16 protein-coding genes are annotated in these 16,778 nt (G+C 65.0%); 5 read left to right on the top strand and 11 right to left on the bottom strand.

Annotated elements, in window-relative coordinates; all coding sequences use genetic code 11:
* Positions 1-30: 30 nt before the first annotated feature.
* The gene (locus ACSHT2_RS20510) at positions 31-2,481 is read right to left on the bottom strand and encodes a heavy metal translocating P-type ATPase (protein WP_440636123.1); all 2,451 of its coding nucleotides are present in this window, start codon (positions 2,479-2,481) and stop codon (positions 31-33) included.
* A gap of 63 nt (positions 2,482-2,544) precedes the next feature.
* Between ACSHT2_RS20510 and ACSHT2_RS20505 the strand changes: the two genes are divergently transcribed.
* A complete protein-coding gene (locus ACSHT2_RS20505; protein WP_024338640.1) occupies positions 2,545-2,820 on the top strand; it encodes a metal-sensitive transcriptional regulator in 276 nt (91 codons plus the stop codon).
* Positions 2,821-2,960: 140 nt separating this feature from the next.
* Here the strand turns inward: ACSHT2_RS20505 and ACSHT2_RS20500 are convergent, their stop codons facing one another.
* Positions 2,961-3,857 carry a YiiX/YebB-like N1pC/P60 family cysteine hydrolase gene (locus ACSHT2_RS20500; RefSeq protein ID WP_440636122.1) on the bottom strand — a complete coding sequence of 299 codons (897 nt, stop codon included), beginning with the start codon at positions 3,855-3,857 and terminating at the stop codon, positions 2,961-2,963.
* 192 nt (positions 3,858-4,049) lie between these two features.
* Between ACSHT2_RS20500 and ACSHT2_RS20495 the strand changes: the two genes are divergently transcribed.
* Positions 4,050-5,438, top strand: a complete 1,389-nt coding sequence (locus ACSHT2_RS20495; protein WP_440636121.1) for a flavin monoamine oxidase family protein — start codon at positions 4,050-4,052, stop codon at positions 5,436-5,438.
* Between the two features lie 45 nt (positions 5,439-5,483).
* Here the strand turns inward: ACSHT2_RS20495 and ACSHT2_RS20490 are convergent, their stop codons facing one another.
* The 6 genes from ACSHT2_RS20490 to rpmI all read right to left on the bottom strand — a co-directional run bounded on the left by ACSHT2_RS20490 (position 5,484) and on the right by rpmI (position 11,170).
* Positions 5,484-6,254, bottom strand: coding sequence for a sulfite exporter TauE/SafE family protein (locus ACSHT2_RS20490; RefSeq protein ID WP_440636120.1), 771 nt, complete (start codon positions 6,252-6,254; stop codon positions 5,484-5,486).
* A 55-nt stretch (positions 6,255-6,309) separates the two neighbouring features.
* Entirely contained in the window at positions 6,310-8,718 is a 2,409-nt protein-coding gene (pheT, locus tag ACSHT2_RS20485) for a phenylalanine--tRNA ligase subunit beta (RefSeq protein ID WP_440636118.1), read from the bottom strand.
* On the bottom strand, positions 8,715-9,179 hold the full coding sequence (locus tag ACSHT2_RS20480; RefSeq protein WP_440636117.1) for an endonuclease domain-containing protein: 465 nt from the start codon (positions 9,177-9,179) through the stop codon (positions 8,715-8,717). Before ACSHT2_RS20480 ends, pheT begins: the two co-directional genes overlap by 4 nt.
* 80 nt (positions 9,180-9,259) lie before the next feature.
* Complete coding sequence (gene pheS / locus ACSHT2_RS20475; RefSeq protein ID WP_440636116.1) at positions 9,260-10,342, bottom strand: phenylalanine--tRNA ligase subunit alpha; 1,083 nt, start codon at positions 10,340-10,342, stop codon at positions 9,260-9,262.
* Positions 10,343-10,529: 187 nt separating this feature from the next.
* Positions 10,530-10,889 carry a 50S ribosomal protein L20 gene (rplT, locus tag ACSHT2_RS20470; protein WP_027561620.1) on the bottom strand — a complete coding sequence of 120 codons (360 nt, stop codon included), beginning with the start codon at positions 10,887-10,889 and terminating at the stop codon, positions 10,530-10,532.
* 80 nt (positions 10,890-10,969) lie between these two features.
* On the bottom strand, positions 10,970-11,170 hold the full coding sequence (rpmI, locus tag ACSHT2_RS20465) for a 50S ribosomal protein L35 (RefSeq protein ID WP_008539890.1): 201 nt from the start codon (positions 11,168-11,170) through the stop codon (positions 10,970-10,972).
* 277 nt (positions 11,171-11,447) lie between these two features.
* Here rpmI and ACSHT2_RS20460 point away from each other — a divergent pair, with 277 nt between their 5' ends.
* Positions 11,448-11,852: a hypothetical protein gene (locus ACSHT2_RS20460; RefSeq protein WP_440636115.1), complete on the top strand. Its 405-nt coding sequence runs from the start codon at positions 11,448-11,450 to the stop codon at positions 11,850-11,852.
* A gap of 416 nt (positions 11,853-12,268) precedes the next feature.
* Here ACSHT2_RS20460 and infC read toward each other — a convergent pair whose 3' ends face one another.
* Positions 12,269-12,808: a translation initiation factor IF-3 gene (gene infC, locus ACSHT2_RS20455; protein ID WP_080659921.1), complete on the bottom strand. Its 540-nt coding sequence runs from the start codon at positions 12,806-12,808 to the stop codon at positions 12,269-12,271.
* A 251-nt stretch (positions 12,809-13,059) separates the two neighbouring features.
* On the opposite strand from infC, the gene ACSHT2_RS20450 reads away from it, so the two are divergent.
* Together ACSHT2_RS20450 and ACSHT2_RS20445 are read left to right on the top strand one after the other, a co-directional pair.
* Positions 13,060-13,848, top strand: a complete 789-nt coding sequence (locus ACSHT2_RS20450) for an alpha/beta hydrolase (RefSeq protein WP_440636113.1) — start codon at positions 13,060-13,062, stop codon at positions 13,846-13,848.
* A 149-nt stretch (positions 13,849-13,997) separates the two neighbouring features.
* Entirely contained in the window at positions 13,998-14,465 is a 468-nt protein-coding gene (locus tag ACSHT2_RS20445) for a nuclear transport factor 2 family protein (protein WP_440636112.1), read from the top strand.
* Positions 14,466-14,593: 128 nt separating this feature from the next.
* Here the strand turns inward: ACSHT2_RS20445 and ACSHT2_RS20440 are convergent, their stop codons facing one another.
* Together ACSHT2_RS20440 and queG are read right to left on the bottom strand one after the other, a co-directional pair.
* The gene (locus tag ACSHT2_RS20440; protein ID WP_440636111.1) at positions 14,594-15,391 is read right to left on the bottom strand and encodes an acyl-CoA thioesterase domain-containing protein; all 798 of its coding nucleotides are present in this window, start codon (positions 15,389-15,391) and stop codon (positions 14,594-14,596) included.
* A gap of 156 nt (positions 15,392-15,547) precedes the next feature.
* Positions 15,548-16,705, bottom strand: coding sequence for a tRNA epoxyqueuosine(34) reductase QueG (queG, locus tag ACSHT2_RS20435; RefSeq protein WP_440636109.1), 1,158 nt, complete (start codon positions 16,703-16,705; stop codon positions 15,548-15,550).
* Between the last annotated feature and the right edge of the window lie 73 nt (positions 16,706-16,778).

The raw sequence follows: 16,778 nt of genomic DNA, 5'->3' as shown, positions 1-16,778 counted from the left end.
CAAGGGGAGGCGAGGGAGTGTGCCAGTAGCTCACAGCCGCGTCGTGCGCAGGCGCAGCGCATTGCCGACCACGCTCACCGAGGACAGCGCCATCGCCGCTGCGGCGATGATCGGCGAAAGCAGCACGCCAAAGGTGGGATAGAGCACCCCGGCGGCGATCGGAATGCCGGCGGCGTTGTAGATGAAGGCGAAAAACAGGTTCTGGCGGATGTTGCTCATCGTCGCCTGCGACAGTTTTCGCGCCCGCACGATGCCGACGAGATCGCCCTTGAGCAGCGTGACGCCGGCGCTCTCCATCGCCACGTCTGTGCCGGTGCCCATGGCGATGCCGACCTCGGCGGCCGCCAGCGCCGGCGCGTCGTTGACGCCGTCGCCGGCCATCGCGACGCTGCGGCCGGCCTTCTGCAGCTTGGTGACCACCGCGCTCTTCTGGTCCGGCAGCACCTCGGCCTCGACATCGGCGATGCCGAGCCGGCGCGCCACGGCCTCGGCCGTGGTGCGGTTGTCGCCGGTCAGCATGATGACCCTGATGCCTTCCGCGGCGAGCGCCTTCAGCGCCTCCGGGGTCGAGGCCTTGACCGGATCGGCGATCGCGAACAGGCCGGCCAGCCGGCCGTCGACGGCCATGTTGATCACGGTGGCGCCGTCGCCACGGAGCCGTTCGGCCTCGGTGTCGAGCGTCTTGGTCTCGATGCCGATCGACGTCAGGTATTTTGCATTGCCGAGCACGATGGTCTTGCCGTCGACCCTGCCGGTCGCGCCCTTGCCCGTCGGCGAATCGAATTGCTCGACCTGGCCAAGCGTGAGCTGCTTCTCCTTGGCCGCGCGCACGATGGCGTCAGCCAAAGGATGCTCGCTGGCGCGCTCGACGCTGGCCGCAAGTCGAAGGATGTCGTCTTCCGCAAAGCCAGCCGCCGGCACGATCGCGACCACCTTGGGCTTGCCCTCGGTCAGCGTGCCGGTCTTGTCGACCACCAGCGTGTCGATCTTCTCCATGCGCTCCAGCGCCTCGGCGTTCTTGATCAGGACGCCGCCCTGCGCACCGCGGCCGACGCCGACCATGATCGACATGGGGGTCGCGAGGCCGAGCGCACAGGGGCAAGCGATGATCAGCACGCTGACGGCAGCGACCAGACCGAAGGCCAGCCGCGGCTCCGGTCCGAACCAGGCCCAGGCGCCGAAGGCAGCGAGTGCGACGACGATCACCATCGGCACGAACCAGCCGGAGACCTGGTCGGCCAGGCGCTGGATCGGCGCGCGCGAGCGCTGCGCGTCCGCGACCATCTGCACGATCTGCGACAGCAGCGTCTCGCGCCCGACCTTGTCCGCGCGCATCACGAAGCTGCCAGACTGGTTCAGCGTGCCGGCAATGACCTTGGCGCCGGTCTCCTTGGTAACCGGCATGGATTCGCCGGTGACCAGGGATTCGTCGAGCGAGGAGCGGCCCTCCAGGATGATGCCGTCAACCGGCACCTTCTCGCCGGGACGAACGCGCAAGGAGTCGCCGGCATGAAGCGTGTCGATCTCGACCTCGTGCTCGCTGCCGTCAGCATCGACGCGGCGTGCCGTCTTCGGTGCAAGCTGGAGCAGCGCCTTGATCGCACCCGAGGTCGCGTCGCGGGCGCGCAGCTCCAGCACCTGGCCGAGCAGCACCAGCACGGTGATGACGGCAGCCGCCTCGAAATAGACCGCGACCGCGCCCTCATGGCCGCGGAAGGTGGCGGGGAAAATCTGCGGCGTGACGGTGCCGAGGACGCTGTAGACATAGGCTACCCCGGTGCCCATCGCGATCAGCGTGAACATGTTGAGGTTGCGCGTCAGCAGCGACTGCCAGCCGCGAACGAAGAACGGCCAACCCGCCCACAGCACCACCGGCGTGGCGAAGACGAGCTGGATCCAGTTCGACAGCGTCGGATCGATCCAGCTGTGGGGGCCTGCGAGATGGCCGCCCATCTCCAGCACCACCGGCGGCAGCGACAGCACGCCGCCGATCCAGAATCGCCGAGTCATGTCGGCGAGTTCCGGATTGGGGCCGGTCTCCAGGCTCGCGACTTCAGGCTCCAGCGCCATGCCGCAGATCGGACAGCTGCCGGGACCGACCTGGCGGATCTCGGGGTGCATCGGACAGGTGTAGATGGTGCCCGCGGGCATCTCGGGCTCGGGTGCCTTCTCCTTCGCAAGATACTTGGCGGGATCGGCGGCGAACTTGGTGCGGCAGCCGGCCGAGCAGAAATGGAAGGTCTCGCCGTGATGTGTGAAGTGGTGCTTCGAGGTCGCTGGATCGACCGTCATGCCGCAGACGGGGTCTTTCACCTTAGTCTCACCGTGGTCATGGCCGTGATGATGGGCATGGCTGGAATGATTGCCGTGGCCGCCGCAGCATGAGGATGCCGCGGGCTTCGCCGCCGGCAGTGCAGCTTTCGTGAAACAGCCCCAGCCGGAATGGGTTTCGGCGTCGTGACGATGCTCGCTGCTGTTCATTGCCATGCTCCGGTCTTGTACCCTGGTCTTGCAACCCATACCCGGTAGGGGTATATAGACCTCATGCGCAAGGACATCAAGGCATCTGTCGGAAAACGTCTCGGCCGGATCGAAGGCCAGGTTCGCGGCCTGTCGAAAATGGTAGAGGAAGACCGCTACTGCATCGACATCGTGACGCAGATCTCGGCGGTGCGTGCCGCACTGCGCCGGGTCGAGGAGGAGATCCTGAAGGACCACGTCGCCCACTGCGTCGAGCATGCCATTGCGAGCGGCGACAAGGCCGACCAGCGCGAGAAGATCGCGGAGCTGATGGCGGTGATCGGGCGGGCGGAACGGTAATTCTCGTCGTCGCCAAAGCTCCCCGCAATCACGGGCGGGGTTGATACCTACGCAACTTTCTCACGTGCGCGACCTCGCCGTCGCGGGCGGTAGATCGCAAGCCTCTTCAGCAACGGGACATGGTCGGAGACCTTGGGGCGTTAAGCTGCCTTTGCGGACATGTCGCACACGGTCACTTCTTCAGCCGGAATCTCAGCCGGCGCCTCTTCGTCAATCGCCTCAGGAACGAGCGGCGGCGCCATGACCGTTTCTGGAAACACACCGAACGAGCCCGCTACCTCCTCGAGCGGCTTCTGCTTGTCGGCCCAGTGCAGGGCGGTGTAGTCGAACCCGTGCACGATGGTGGGTTTGACGACTTCGAAATAGGGCGAGATGTCGAAGTCGCGGGGCATGTAGAGCGAGGAATCGCGGATGTGCAGGATCTCGCGGCGGGCGGCGCGGCTGCCGGCCTTGGTGATCTTCGGCAGGATCGGATAGCGCACGGCATCGAAGGCCTGCGCGATCAACGCCGAGCAGATGATCTTGGTCGGGTCGCCCGAGCCGATCGCGATCATGCGCCGACGCCAGCGCTGCGGAATCGGCATCGGGAACAGATAGCGCATGAGGTCGACGATGTTCTTGGTGTCGTAGCCGAAGCCGATGCGGTTGATCGCATAGCGGCAGACCGTGGTGCGGTCCTCGTAGGACAGCCCGACCGGGCGGCAGAGACGGGTGTGATAGGGGAAATATTTCGACAGCGGCGCCGAGGTGACGCCTTCGCCGATATTGGCCTCGATCAGCACATGCGGCTCGCCGTCCGCCTCCTCCGCACCCGCGACCGGGCCAACATAGAGCGCGGCATGCGACCACGTCGACTGCGTCAGATATTTGATGATGCCGGAGATGCGGTTGTTGCCCTCGACCAGCAGCACGTCGCCGGGCTCGATGACGCCGCGCAGATGCTCCGGGTCGCTCGGCGTGAACGGCTCATAGCCCGGCACCTCCTTCGAGAGGTACGCGGCAATCAGCTTGCCGACTGAATCCAGGACCGTCCCCATGTCAAACTCCCCCCACGGCCTTTTCCGGCCGTCTTTTTCCCTTCTCTATCATGGTCGAAACGTGTTGCAATTCGGTTCATCACTCTGTGAGATCAAGCACGATTGATTCACCATGATGGTTGCCGTGCAACATCAGATACGGCAAGGTTCGCGGGCTGTTCCTGTACGCCGCAAGTCCCCGGAAACCATGACATGACAATCACGCGCCGCGGTTTCCTTTCGGCGTCGGCGGCCTTTGCGGCGATCCCGGTCCTGCGCGCATCCGCCGCGCCCCTGCCGCGCGAGGCCGACATCGTCGTGATCGGGGCGGGAACTGCTGGAATCGCCGCGGCGCGGCGCATCATGGCGACCGGCCGCAAGGTCATCGTGGTGGAAGCGGCATCGCAAGTTGGCGGCCGCTGCATCACCGACAGCACGACCTTCGACACGCCGTTCGATCGCGGCGCGCGCTGGATGTACAATCCAGACACCAATCCGATGATCCGGCTGGCGCGCAGTGTCGGGCTGGACGCGCTGCCGGCGCCATCGGGCCAGAAGATGCGCATCGGCCGCCGCAACGCACGCGCAGGCGAGACCGAGCAGTTCCTGGCCGCGCTGGTGCGCGCCAACCGCGCCATCGACGAGGCCGCGCGCGGCAAGCTGGATACCTCCTGCGCATCCGTGCTGCCGAAGGATCTCGGCGACTGGGCCGGCGCGGCCGAGTTCATGCTGGGTGCGAGCTTCGCCGGCAAGGACCTGAAGGAGCTGTCCGCGATCGACAAGGGACGCGCGCAGGACCGCAATGCGGCGATCGCCTGCCGTCAGGGCCTCGGCACTCTGATCGCCAAACTCGGCGAGCAGGCGCCGGTGGCGCTGTCGACGCCGGCAAGCCGGATCGCCTGGAGCAACCGCGCCGTCAGCGTGGAGACGCAAGCCGGCAAGATCGCCGCACGCGCCGCCATCCTCACGGTCTCGACCAATGTGCTGACGTCGGGCGCGATCAAGTTCGCACCCGACATTCCCAAGCGCACGCTGGACGCGGCCTCGAAGCTCACCCTGGGCAGCTACGATCGCATCGTGCTGCAACTGCCGGGCAATCCGCTCGGCTTGTCGCGCGACGATACCCTCATCGAGCAGAGCAATTCGACGCGCACGGCGCTCATGTTCGCCAATATCGGCGGCTCCTCGTTGTGCTCGATCGATGTCGGCGGCTCCTTCGGCCGCGATCTCTCCGAGCAGGGCGAGAAGGCCATGGCCGCCTTCGCGAAGGAGTGGATCACAAAACTGTTCGGTCGCGAGGCCGCTTCGGCCGTGCAGAAGACCAGCGCCACGCGCTGGAATGCCTCGCCCTATGTGATGGGCGCAATGTCGGCATCCGCGCCCGGCGGCCAGTTTTCGCGAAAGACCCTGGGCGAGCCGATCGGCAACATGTTCCTCGCCGGCGAAGCCACGCACGAGACGCTCTGGGGCACCGTCGACGGCGCCTGGGAAAGCGGCGAGCGCGCTGCGGATGCCGCCTTGCGCAAGATCGGCGCGCTCAAGGCCGAGCCGGCCGAAGTGCCGACGCAATCGACGAAGAAGCGGCGCGCGCCGCGGCAATAGGCAACAAAGTCGCAACACTTCGCGGGAACGACCCGCGGAGAGAGCTCAGCGCAACACCCCGTCCAGCACCGGCAGCCCGGCAATCACCGCCATCGCGATCAGCGCATAGCAAATGCCGCGAAACACCTTCTCGCTCGCACGGCCGAACAGAGAGGCGCCGAAGGCGACGCCGATCGCATAGACGGGACCGACGACCAGCGAGAGCGCCAGCGATTCGCGCGAAATCAGGCCTGTCGTCGCATAACTGACCATTGAGAAGAAATCCGACGCGCCGAAGAACAGCACGATGTTGGCGCGTGCGACGATCGGTGCGATCGGGCGGCCAAGCCAGTAGCCGACGATCGGCGGGCCGCCGGTCTGCGCGAGGCCACTACAGAAGCCGGAGAGGCCGCCGATACCGACCGAAAGCCAGGCGTGGTCCTTGCCCCGATAGCGCCAGCCCGACAGCAGCAGAAGCAGGAGCGCCGCGACGAAGCAGGAGATGATCCAGCGCGTGGTGACGGGCTGCAGCACGCTCAGGAAATACGTGCCGACGGGCACGCCGATCAGCGCGCCGAGCACGATGACCGCGGTGGCCCTGCGGTCGGCCTTCCGCCATGCGTCAGGCAGCAGCGGCGCGGCTGCGACGAAGTCGATGATGAGCAGCAAGGCCGCAACGAGCCGCGGCGCAGCGATGCTGCTCGCCAGCGGCATGAAGATCAGCGCCGAGCCGAAGCCGGAGAAGCCGCGCGCGGTGCCCGAAACGAAAGCGACGGCGCAGAGCGCCATCGCAACGGTGAGGCTGACATCCCTCGGGAGAAAGTCGGCGAGGCTCATGCTCCGTGCTTCTGGGGCATGAGGTTGTCCGAAAGCCGCTTCACACTTTTCGGCATCATGCTCGCAAAGTGCCGCCGGTCTTCTTCGTGACTTCGGCCACGATCTTGGCGGCGACAGCCTCGATCTCCTGGTCGGTCAGGGTCTTCTCGCGCGGCTGGATCGTCACCGCGATCGCGATCGACTTCTTGCCGTCATCTATGCCCTTGCCCTCGTAGACGTCGAAAACGTTCACGCCGGTGATCAGCTTCTTGTCGACGGCTTGCGCGGCGCGGACGATATCGCCGGCCTTCACGGCGCGGTCGACGATGAAGGCGAAGTCGCGCGACACCGGCTGGAAGGCGGAGAGCTCGATCGGCGGCTTGGCGCGGGTCGGCTTCTTCTTCGCCTCGGGGATGCGGTCGAGAATCACCTCGAACACCATCAACGGACCGTCGACGCCGAGCGCCTCGAGCGCGCGGGGATGCATCTCGCCGAAATGGCCGAGCACGTTCTGCGGGCCGATCTGGATCGTGCCGGAACGTCCCGGATGCAGCCAGCCAGGACCACCCGCCACGACCTGAAGCGCCTGCATCGGCGCACCGGCCGCAGCCAGCACCGCCAGCGCATCGGCTTTCGCGTCGAACACGTCAGCCTGCGCCGAGCCGGTCCAGTGCCGTCCGAGACCTTCCGAGGAAGCAAAGCCGCGGCGCACGCCGCTTGCCGCCATGAACTGGTCCTGCGGGCGATCGCCCTTGAAGATCTGGCCGACCTCGAACAGCGCGACATCGCCAAAGCCGCGATCGGCATTGGCCTGCGCGGCCGCGATCAGGCCAGCAAGCAAGGTCGGGCGCATGTCGGAGAGATCGGACGCGATCGGGTTCGCCACTTCGAGCTCGCGCTGGCCGCCGCCGAATAATTTCGCCGCGGGTTTTGCGATGAACGACCAGGTCACGGCCTCGACCATGCCGCGGCTCGCGAGCGCGCGCCGCGCGCGGCGGGTGCGCAGCTGCAGCGAGGTCAAAACGGATCTGCGCGCGTCCTCGCCGCGTTCGAACGGCGTCTCCGGCACCTTGTCGACGCCGAAGATGCGGACGATTTCCTCGACGATGTCGGCCTTGCCGTGCACGTCAGTGCGCCAGGACGGCACCGCCACCTTCACGACCGGGCCGGGGCCCGCCATCATGAAGCCGAGATGGGTCAGGATGCGCTTCATCTCGGCTTGCGGCACCTCGATGCCGGAGAGCCGCTTGACCTCGGTGACCGGAAACTCGATCAAGCGGTCATCGCCAAAGGCCTTGCCGACCACGACGGTCTCGGACGGCGTGCCGCCGCACATCTCCATCACCAGCTTGGTCGCGAGCTCCAGCCCCGGCACCATGAAGGCCGGATCGACGCCGCGCTCGAAGCGGTAGCGCGCATCGGAATTGATGCCGAGCTTGCGGCCGGTCTGGGCGATGTTGATCTCGTTCCACAGCGCCGATTCGATCAGCACGTCGGTGGTCTCATCATCGCAGCCCGAGGCCTCGCCGCCCATGATGCCGGCAAGCGATTCGACGCCGTGCTCGTCCGCGATGACGCAAATCGCGGGATCGAGATTGTAGGTGCGGCCGTCGAGCGCCAGCAGGCTCTCGCCGTCGCGGGCGCGACGCACCACGAGATTGCCCTTCACCTTCCTGGCGTCGAACACATGCAGCGGCCGCGCGCGGTCGAACGTCATGAAGTTGGTGATGTCGACCAGCGCGTTGATCGGGCGCAGTCCGATCGCGGTCAGCCGCTTCTGCAGCCATTCCGGCGACGGTCCGTTCCTGACGCCGCGCACGAGGCGAAGCGCGAAGCCCGGGCACAACGTGGCATCCTCGACCGTGACCTTCACCGGACAAGGGAATTCGCCCTTGATAGGCTTGATGGTCGGATCCTTGAACTTGCCCATGTCGGCGGCGGCGAGGTCGCGCGCGATGCCGTGCACGCCCGTGCAGTCCTGCCGGTTCGGCGTCAGATTGATCTCGACCACGGGATCGCCGAGCCCGGCCCATTCGGCGTAGGCAGCGCCGATCGGCGCATCGGCCGGCAATTCCATGATGCCGTCATGGTCGTTGGAGATCTGCAGCTCGGCCGCCGAGCACAGCATGCCGCGGCTCTCGACGCCGCGGATGGTGCCGACCCCGAGCGTGATGTCCTTGCCGGGAATGTAGGTGCCGGGCGGCGAGAACACGCTGACGAGCCCGGCGCGCGCATTCGGCGCGCCGCACACCACCTGCACCGGCGCGCCGCCGTCGCCGGTGTCGACCATGCAGACCCGTAAGCGATCCGCATTCGGATGCTGCTCGGCCGAGATCACCTTCGCGATGGTGAAAGGCTTCAGCGCCTTCGCCTTGTCCTCGATGTTCTCGACCTCGAGCCCGATCATGGTGAGCTTCTCAGCGAGCCTGTCGAGCGGCTCGTCGGTCTCGAGATGATCCTTCAGCCAGGAGAGGGTGAATTTCATGGCTGTGTGCCTCGGTTCTTATCGGTGGAGTTACTTTGGTCGGTGCTAATGTTCCCTCCCCCCTTGTGGGCGAGGGTTAGGGAGGGGGGTGAGCCGCGGGCCCCGGCAGAAGCTGCCTGGCGGATTGCCTCAACAACTCCTTCAAGGTTCGTCATCACCTGATCGTTGGTGAAGCGCAGAACCTGAAAGCCCTCGGCTGCGAAGAAAGCGTCGCGACGCTCATCCTTCTTCTGGCGTTCTTCGAAATCGTGGGATTCTCCATCGAGTTCGATGATGAGCTTAGAGGAGAAACACACGAAGTCGGCGATGTAGTTTCCGATTGGCGTCTGGCGACGGATGCCAACACCATCCATGCGGTTGGCCTTCAGGCAGCGCCACAGCAGTGTTTCGGCGCGCGTCATCGCTCGGCGAAGCTGTTTCGCCCGACTGCGCTGACGTTCGCTCACAACTGCATGCGGCATCCGCGGCTACCCCCCTCCCTGACCCTCCCCCACAAGGGGGGAGGGAACGGAGAGAGTCATTGTGTGGCCGGGCATCGCCATCACGAGCTCAGCCCTCCCGCAAGCGTTGGCACTTCCAGCGGCTTGAAGCCGTAATGGGACAGCCAGCGGACGTCGCTGTCGAACAGCTGGCGCAGGTCGGCGATGCCGTATTTCAGCATGGCGATGCGGTCGATGCCCATGCCCCAGGCAAAGCCCTGGTACTCGTCGGGATCGATGCCGCAGGCGCGCAGCACGTTGGGATGCACCATGCCGCAGCCGAGAATCTCCAGCCAGTCCTCGCCCTCGCCGAAGCGGATCTCGCCTTTGTCGCGGCGGCACTGGATGTCGACTTCCAGCGACGGCTCGGTGAACGGGAAGAACGACGGGCGGAAGCGCATGTTGATGTGATCGACTTCGAAGAACGCCTTGCAGAACTCGTGCAGGATCCATTTGAGGTGACCGAGATGCGAGGTCTTGTCGATGACGAGGCCTTCGACCTGATGGAATTGCGGCGTGTGGGTCGCGTCCGAATCGATGCGGTAGGTGCGGCCCGGGCAGATCACGCGGATCGGCGGCTTCTGGCTCAGCATGGTGCGCACCTGCACCGGCGAGGTGTGGGTCCGCAGCAGCATGCGCGAGCCGTCCTCCTTCGGATGGAAGAAGAACGTGTCGTGCATCTCGCGCGCGGGATGGCCTTCCGGGAAATTCAGCTTGGTGAAGTTGTAGTCGTCGGTCTCGATATCGGGACCTTCGGCGACCGAGAATCCCATGTCGGCGAAGATCGTGGTCAGCTCGTCCCAGACCTGGCTCAGCGGATGGATGCGGCCGGTCTCGACCGGTGCGTCGCGCAGCGGCAGGGTGACGTCGACGGTCTCGGACACGAGTCGCGCATCGAGCGCCGCGGACTTCAGCACGTCGCGCCGTGCGGCAAGTGCCTCGGTGACCTTGTCCTTGGCCTGGTTGATCGCGGCGCCTTGCGTCTTGCGCTCGTCCGGCGACATCTTGCCGAGCGTCGCGAGGAGCGCCGAGATCGAGCCCTTCTTGCCGAGGGCTGCAACACGCACGGCTTCCAACGCAGCCTCGTCGGCGGCGGCGGCGATGTCGGCGATGATCTGGGCTTGGAGCTGGGCAAGATCGGTCATGGCAATCCCTTTTGGCCAGGATGCTGAGCCGATGATCCTAGCCCGTCACACCCGGCATCGTGCCGGGCATCCACGTCGGAGAAGTGTGTTTGCGCGCCGGACGACGGCCGGGGCGGTAAAGCGCGAGACGCGCCTCCGCCCGGGCCATCACAAGCTGAATGCTGCGCAGAGCACGGTGGAAGACGGCTTACGCCGCCAGCGCAGCCTTGGCCTTCTCGGCGATCGCCTGGAACGCGGCGGGCTCGCTGATCGCGAGATCCGACAGCACCTTGCGGTCCACGGTGATCCCGGACTTGGCCATGCCGTCGATAAACCGGCTGTAGGTCAGGCCGAACGGACGGACCGCAGCGTTGATGCGCTGGATCCAGAGCGCGCGGAACGTCCGCTTCTTACGCTTGCGGTCGCGGAAGGCGTATTGCTGCGCCTTCTCCACGGCCGGCTTGGCGGCGCGGATGGTGTTCTTGCGGCGGCCATAGAAGCCCTTGGCGGCCTTGTAGACTTTCTTGTGCTTGGCGTGGGCGGTCACACCGCGTTTGACGCGAGACATGACAAAATTCCTTCAGAGATGACTTGGTTTTCGGATCGCCGCGGGATGCGCGGCGCGGCTGGCGGTGATCGTGGACGCGATCAGGCGTTCGGCAAGAAGTACTTCTTGACGTTGTCGCCGTCGGTCTTGAACAGCACGCGGGTGCCGCGGAGCTGACGGATCTGCTTCTTCGTCCGCTTGATCATGCCGTGACGCTTGCCGCGCTGGGCGTGCATCACTTTGCCGGTGGCAGTCACCTTGAAGCGCTTTTTGGCGCCCGATTTGGTCTTCAGCTTGGGCATTTGGCTCTCCTATGGCCGCAACAGAAATCCGCCCGTGAAGGCGGCTGGCCGTCTATAATGCTCGTTAGAGCGTTGATTGTGCTCAGGTTTTTGCGAACGAGCGCGAAACCCACACGAAACACCGCCACGGCAGCCCTTAATCAGCCGGGCGATGAAGGCTGGGCTTATGACAGAGCGGGAGCCAAATGGCAACGATGAACCGGCGGAACAGGCCCGGAGACTATCCGGTGTTGCCACCCTTTACGTCCCCAGCCGAGCCGCCTGGAGCAGGACCAAAATGGCCCATTTTTCCCGATCGCCGTCGTCTTTGACTGGTCTCGTCCGCCGGCGTCAACTGGCGGTGTTGGCCGTGCTCGCCGCCGCCATGCTGCCGTCGGCTGCCGATGCCCGCGTCGGCGGCTATGACGGCATCTGGAACGTCACCTTCGCCACCACGAGGGGCAATTGCAGCTCAGGCTACAGCGTCCCCTTCACCGTGACGGGCAGCCGCGTCTCGTCCGCCGGCGGCGGCCGGGTCTCGGGCAGGGTCAACCGCTCCGGCACTGTGGCGGTCCAGGTTTCCGTCGGCGCCTCTCATGCCAGCGGCGGCGGTCGGCTCGCCGGCAGGAACGGTGTCGGCTCGTGGAGGGGCATCATTTCCGGAGACCGGTGCAGCGGCACCTGGCAGGCGACGAGGACTTAAAGCGAGATGCGATTAGGATGAATCGTCATCGCGCTTTAGGTTGTTGTTTAAGCATGATCTTTTCGGAAAACCGCTACGCACTTTTCCGGATCATGCTTTAGCTGTCGCGAAGCGGACGGTGCGTTCCCTCCCCCCTTGTGGGGGAGGGCTAGGGAGGGGGGTAGCCCAGCAAGAGGTGCTCGTTTGTGACGATGCACCGCGGGCCGATCCGCGATGGAAAGAGTCCCCGTGTGGCACCCCCCTCCCTGCCCCTCCCCCACAAGGGGGGAGGGGAACGGCGAGAGCGGTGCTTTCGATCGCGATTCGACTTCGCGCCATCTTGCTCTGCACGCTAGCGCTCTCCACCTCGGAAAAACAAAACGGCCCGCCGGAGATCCGGACGGGCCGTTGAATTCTCAGTCCTAAAGCGCTTCGCGTCAGCGGGGCGCCAGCACCATCACGACCTGGCGACCTTCGAACCGCGCGTCCTGCTCGACTTTGGCGAGCTCGGCGACGTCGGTCTTGATCTTGTCCAGCAGCTTGGTGCCGATTTCCTGGTGCGCCATTTCGCGGCCACGATAGCGCAGCGTGATCTTGACCTTGTCGCCCTCTTCGAAGAACCGCTGCATCGCGCGCATCTTCACGTCGTAATCATGGTCGTCGATCATCGGGCGGAGCTTGATCTCCTTGATCTCGACGGTCTTCTGCCGCTTGCGGGCTTCCGCGGCTTTTTTCTGAGCGGAATACTTGTACTTCCCGTAGTCCATGATCTTGCAGACGGGAGGGCTGGCATTCGGCGAAATCTCGACCAGATCCATGCCGGCTTCCTGGGCCATCCGGATAGCGACGACTGTCTCGACCGTGCCCTTGTTGTCACCGGTCTGGTCGATCAGCTGGATCTGCGCATTGCGGATATCATCATTGATGCGCGGCCCGTCTTTGCTGGCAGCGGGCGGAGCTTTATTAGGACGGCGAATGGGTGGTTCTCCAAAGTTGTGAAAGAAGCGGCTATCTTGAAGGAAGATGCGTTTGCCGGCAAGCAAGTCGCTCATGCGGCGTGCGAAAAACCCTCAAATGCGAGGCATTTTGGTCACGCCTGAGCACGCAGACGACATAGACACCTTGCTTCTGTTCCGCAAGCGTCCCAAAGGGCGGCCAATGCAGCCAACGGGTTGCATCGCGGGACGCGCCCGGACAGCTCAAACCGCACAGCCAGAGTAAATGTTCCATGACCGATATAATTCCTGATGCCGTGCTCGACTTCGTCAATGTGGGTGAAGGCCTGTCCGCACGCCGGATCGCGGTACGCAGTCGGCGTGGACAGGGACCGGGGCTGGTCTGGCTGGGCGGATTCAACTCGGACATGAAGGGCAGCAAGGCCTTGGCGCTGGACGCCTGGGCCCGGGATCACAGCCGCTCAATGGTCCGGTTCGACTATTCCGGCCACGGCGAGTCCGGCGGCGACTTCGCTGACGGAACCATTGGACGCTGGCTGGAGGAGAGCGTCGCGGTGTTCGAGCGGTTTTGCGACGGCCCGCAAATCCTGATCGGCTCATCCATGGGCGGCTGGATCGCGCTGCTGCTCGCGCGCGAGATCAAGAAGCGTTCCGGCAAGGCGTCGCTGGCCGGTCTCGTCCTGATCGCACCGGCGCCCGACTTCACCGAGGAGCTGATGTGGAAGAATTTTTCGCCCGCGGTGAAGAAGGAGATCGAGACCGGGGGCGTCTGGATGCGGCCGTCGGAATACGGCGACGGCTCACCCTATCCGATCACGCGGAACCTGATCGAGGAGGGCCGCAAACACCTCGTGCTCGGCAGCGCCATCGATCTCGGCTGTCCCGTCCGAATCCTGCAAGGCGCGAAAGATCCTGATGTGCCGTGGCAGCACGCGTTCGCGCTGACGCACCGCCTGCCGGCCGACGACGTCGTGCTGACCATGATCCAGGACGGCGATCACCGTCTCTCCCGCCCGCAGGACATCGCGCGCATCCTTGCCGCGGTCGCCGAGATCGGGTGAAATCATCACCCAGCATTCGGTGTCATCGCCCGACTTGATCGGGCGATCCAGTATCCCAGAGACGGCTGTGCTTGAGTCGAGAAGCCGCGGCGTACCGGATGCCCCGGTCAAGCCGGGGCATGACAGAGAACGGGGAAGGAGAAACGCCAATGACCACAACCGCCATGCTGCGCGCCTTCTGCGACGCGGTCGAGCAGCGCAACGGCCGCGCCTTTGCCGAACTGTTCACCGAGGACGGCGTCTATCACGACGTCTTCTATGGCGCCTTCGAAGGCCGCGAAAAAATCGCGGCGATGATCGACGACTGGTTCTATCGGACGGCGACGGATTTCCGCTGGGACATGCACGATCCCGTCACCGACGGCACCACGCTCTATGCGCGCTACACCTTCAGCTACAAATCGACCCTGCCGGAAGCCAATGGCGTGCGGGCGATGTTCGAGGGCGTCGCGATCATGACGCTGCAGGATGGAAAGATCGCGAGCTATCACGAGGTCGCCAACACCGCGCCGGCGTTCGTCGATCTGAAGTTTGCGCCTGAAAGAATTGCGAAGATCGTCGGCAAGCAGGGCGCCGAGCTGAAGGCGCGGCCGGAGATGCAGCGGCATCTCACCTGATCGTCATTCCGGGGCGCGCGAAGCGCGAACCCGGAATCCATTTCGCCTTTTGGCCTGCGGTCCAATGGATTCCGGGTCTGCGCCTGACGGCGCATCCAGGAATGACGACCGGAGAGAGGCGCACGCTCCTACCGCTTCGACGGATTCGCCATCGGCTTGCGCTGCGCCAGCGCTGCCACGGTCGCGGTGCCGATCGGGCCATCTTCGTCATAGAGCCAGCATTCGCCGATCGCGACGCCGTCGGTGGCGTGGTGGTTCACGACTTCGAAGCCGATCCACTCCGTAACCGGCAGGCGGTGCAGATAGATCGTGACGTCGCTGTTGATGTAGCCGAGCCCCTTGTCGCCGGCATTGGCAAACGGGCTGGCGAAATCGGCGCCGGTTGCGACATGGACGAACGGCGTCATCGGCACGCCCGCAACGAGCTCGCGCACCTCGCTCATCCACAACCGGCGCGGCCCGAGCGAGCCCATCTGGCCGACGATCGGCCGCGTCGTCCATTTGCCGTTCATGCCGAGCCTGGGATCCGTGGGCTTGGGAATGTCGGCCGGCTTCGGCGCGTCCCAGTTCGGCGGCGACCAGACATTGCCATCAGGATTCTGCGTCTTGCGCAGCAGCTGACACGACGCGCGCGCCATGCTGACCCCGCCGGAAACGAACTCCGCTTCCACCACGCGGATGCGCATCCCATCGCGTACCAGCCGCGTCGTCACTTCAATCGGCTTGTCGATGGTCGGCAGCCGAAACATGTCGACGGTGAGCCGCGCCGGCACGAACTCAGGCCCGGAATGGCGTTCCTCGATGACGAAGCCGAGCAGGCCGACGATGACGCGCCCGTGCAGCGACTTCGGATCCCAGGGACCGTTGGCAACTTCCGTCGGGTGGAATGTCTCGCCGTCGCGGGTGAAGAAAGGCATGTTTGTCATGACGTGCGAGATTGCGGGAATGGATGAGGAAATCAAGGTCCTCAATCCTCATCCCGAGGAGGCGCGAAGCGCCGTCTCGAAGGATGCAGGCCCCCGCTGCTGCATCTCGGCCTCCATCCTTCGAGACGCGCGCAAGCGCGCTCCTCAGGATGAGGGTTACAGAGCGACTTGCCACTCGTCCCGCACGCTGTCGTCGTGCTCGTTGCTCGCCGCAGCAGACTTCATCGCATCAAACTCGGTGCGTTCCACCAATTGCCCCAGCGCCCACACCGCAGCACCACGTACCAGCGGACTCGCGTCATCCAGCAATCGCCGCGCCTCCTCCGCCAACGCCACCTCGCCCGAGTTGCCGATCGCAATCAGCACGTTCCGCAAGAAGCGGTCGCGGCCGATGCGCTTCACCGGCGACTTCGTGAACAGCGCGCGAAACGCCGCGTCGTCGAGCCGTGCCAGCTCGGCGAGCGCAGGCGCGCGCAATTCATCACGCGCCGCAAGCCTGGCCTCGCGTCCCTCCTGCGCAAACTTGTTCCAGGGGCAGGCCGCAAGACAATCATCGCAGCCATAGATGCGATTGCCGATGGCCTTGCGAAATTCGCGCGGGATCGGTCCCTTGTTCTCGATGGTAAGGTACGAGATGCAGCGTCGCGCATCGAGCTTGTAGGGCGCGGGGAACGCCGCGGTCGGGCAGATGTCGAGACAGGCCCGGCACGAGCCGCAATGATCGATCTCGGCGACATCGCGCGGCAGCTCCAGCGTGGTGTAGATCGCGCCGAGAAAAAGCCATGAGCCGAACTCGCGCGAGACGAGGTTGGTGTGCTTGCCCTGCCAGCCCAGATGCGCCGCCTGCGCCAGCGGCTTCTCCATCACCGCCGCGGTGTCGACGAACACTTTCACGTCCGACGGAACGGTCGCGACCAGCCAGCGCGCCAGCGCCTTCAGGCGCTTCTTGATGAGGTCGTGATAGTCGTCGCCCTGCGCATAGACCGAGATCGCCGCGCGCGTGGGCTGCTCGAGAATCGCCAGCGGATCGGAGTCGGGACCGTAATTGACGCCGAGCATGATCACGCTGCGAACGTCCTGCCACAGCCCGCGCGGATCGACGCGGCGCTCGGGGCTTGCGGCGAGCCAGTCCATGTCGCCATGGCCGCCCGATGCGATGAATTCGAGGAAGTGTTTGCCGGCACTCTCGATCGTGCCCGGCGCGGTGATGCCGATGCAGTCGAAGCCGAGCCCGCGCGCTTCATGCGTGAGCGCAGTACGGAGCTCATCAATGTCGATGCTGGATTTAATCACCGATGCATCCACACTCGTCATGGCCGGGCTCGTCCCGGCCATCCACGTCCTTGTGTAGCATTCACGAGAAGAGAAAGAACGTGGATGCCCGGGA

Origin of the sequence: Bradyrhizobium sp. PUT101, assembly GCF_052043945.1 — a bacterium.
Taxonomy (GTDB): Bacteria; Pseudomonadota; Alphaproteobacteria; order Rhizobiales; family Xanthobacteraceae; genus Bradyrhizobium.
This window is presented reverse-complemented; position numbering and strand designations above follow the sequence as displayed.

What these genes read in the sequence shown, in the direction of transcription:
- ACSHT2_RS20510 (WP_440636123.1), bottom strand. Translation starts at nt 2,481, where the DNA reads ATGAACAGCAGCGAGCATCGTCACGACGCCGAAACCCATTCCGGCTGG.
- ACSHT2_RS20505 (WP_024338640.1), top strand. Translation starts at nt 2,545, where the DNA reads ATGCGCAAGGACATCAAGGCATCTGTCGGAAAACGTCTCGGCCGGATC.
- ACSHT2_RS20500 (WP_440636122.1), bottom strand. Translation starts at nt 3,857, where the DNA reads ATGGGGACGGTCCTGGATTCAGTCGGCAAGCTGATTGCCGCGTACCTC.
- ACSHT2_RS20495 (WP_440636121.1), top strand. Translation starts at nt 4,050, where the DNA reads ATGACAATCACGCGCCGCGGTTTCCTTTCGGCGTCGGCGGCCTTTGCG.
- ACSHT2_RS20490 (WP_440636120.1), bottom strand. Translation starts at nt 6,254, where the DNA reads ATGAGCCTCGCCGACTTTCTCCCGAGGGATGTCAGCCTCACCGTTGCG.
- pheT (WP_440636118.1), bottom strand. Translation starts at nt 8,718, where the DNA reads ATGAAATTCACCCTCTCCTGGCTGAAGGATCATCTCGAGACCGACGAG.
- ACSHT2_RS20480 (WP_440636117.1), bottom strand. Translation starts at nt 9,179, where the DNA reads ATGCCGCATGCAGTTGTGAGCGAACGTCAGCGCAGTCGGGCGAAACAG.
- pheS (WP_440636116.1), bottom strand. Translation starts at nt 10,342, where the DNA reads ATGACCGATCTTGCCCAGCTCCAAGCCCAGATCATCGCCGACATCGCC.
- rplT (WP_027561620.1), bottom strand. Translation starts at nt 10,889, where the DNA reads ATGTCTCGCGTCAAACGCGGTGTGACCGCCCACGCCAAGCACAAGAAA.
- rpmI (WP_008539890.1), bottom strand. Translation starts at nt 11,170, where the DNA reads ATGCCCAAGCTGAAGACCAAATCGGGCGCCAAAAAGCGCTTCAAGGTG.
- ACSHT2_RS20460 (WP_440636115.1), top strand. Translation starts at nt 11,448, where the DNA reads ATGGCCCATTTTTCCCGATCGCCGTCGTCTTTGACTGGTCTCGTCCGC.
- ACSHT2_RS20450 (WP_440636113.1), top strand. Translation starts at nt 13,060, where the DNA reads ATGACCGATATAATTCCTGATGCCGTGCTCGACTTCGTCAATGTGGGT.
- ACSHT2_RS20445 (WP_440636112.1), top strand. Translation starts at nt 13,998, where the DNA reads ATGACCACAACCGCCATGCTGCGCGCCTTCTGCGACGCGGTCGAGCAG.
- ACSHT2_RS20440 (WP_440636111.1), bottom strand. Translation starts at nt 15,391, where the DNA reads ATGACAAACATGCCTTTCTTCACCCGCGACGGCGAGACATTCCACCCG.
- queG (WP_440636109.1), bottom strand. Translation starts at nt 16,705, where the DNA reads ATGACGAGTGTGGATGCATCGGTGATTAAATCCAGCATCGACATTGAT.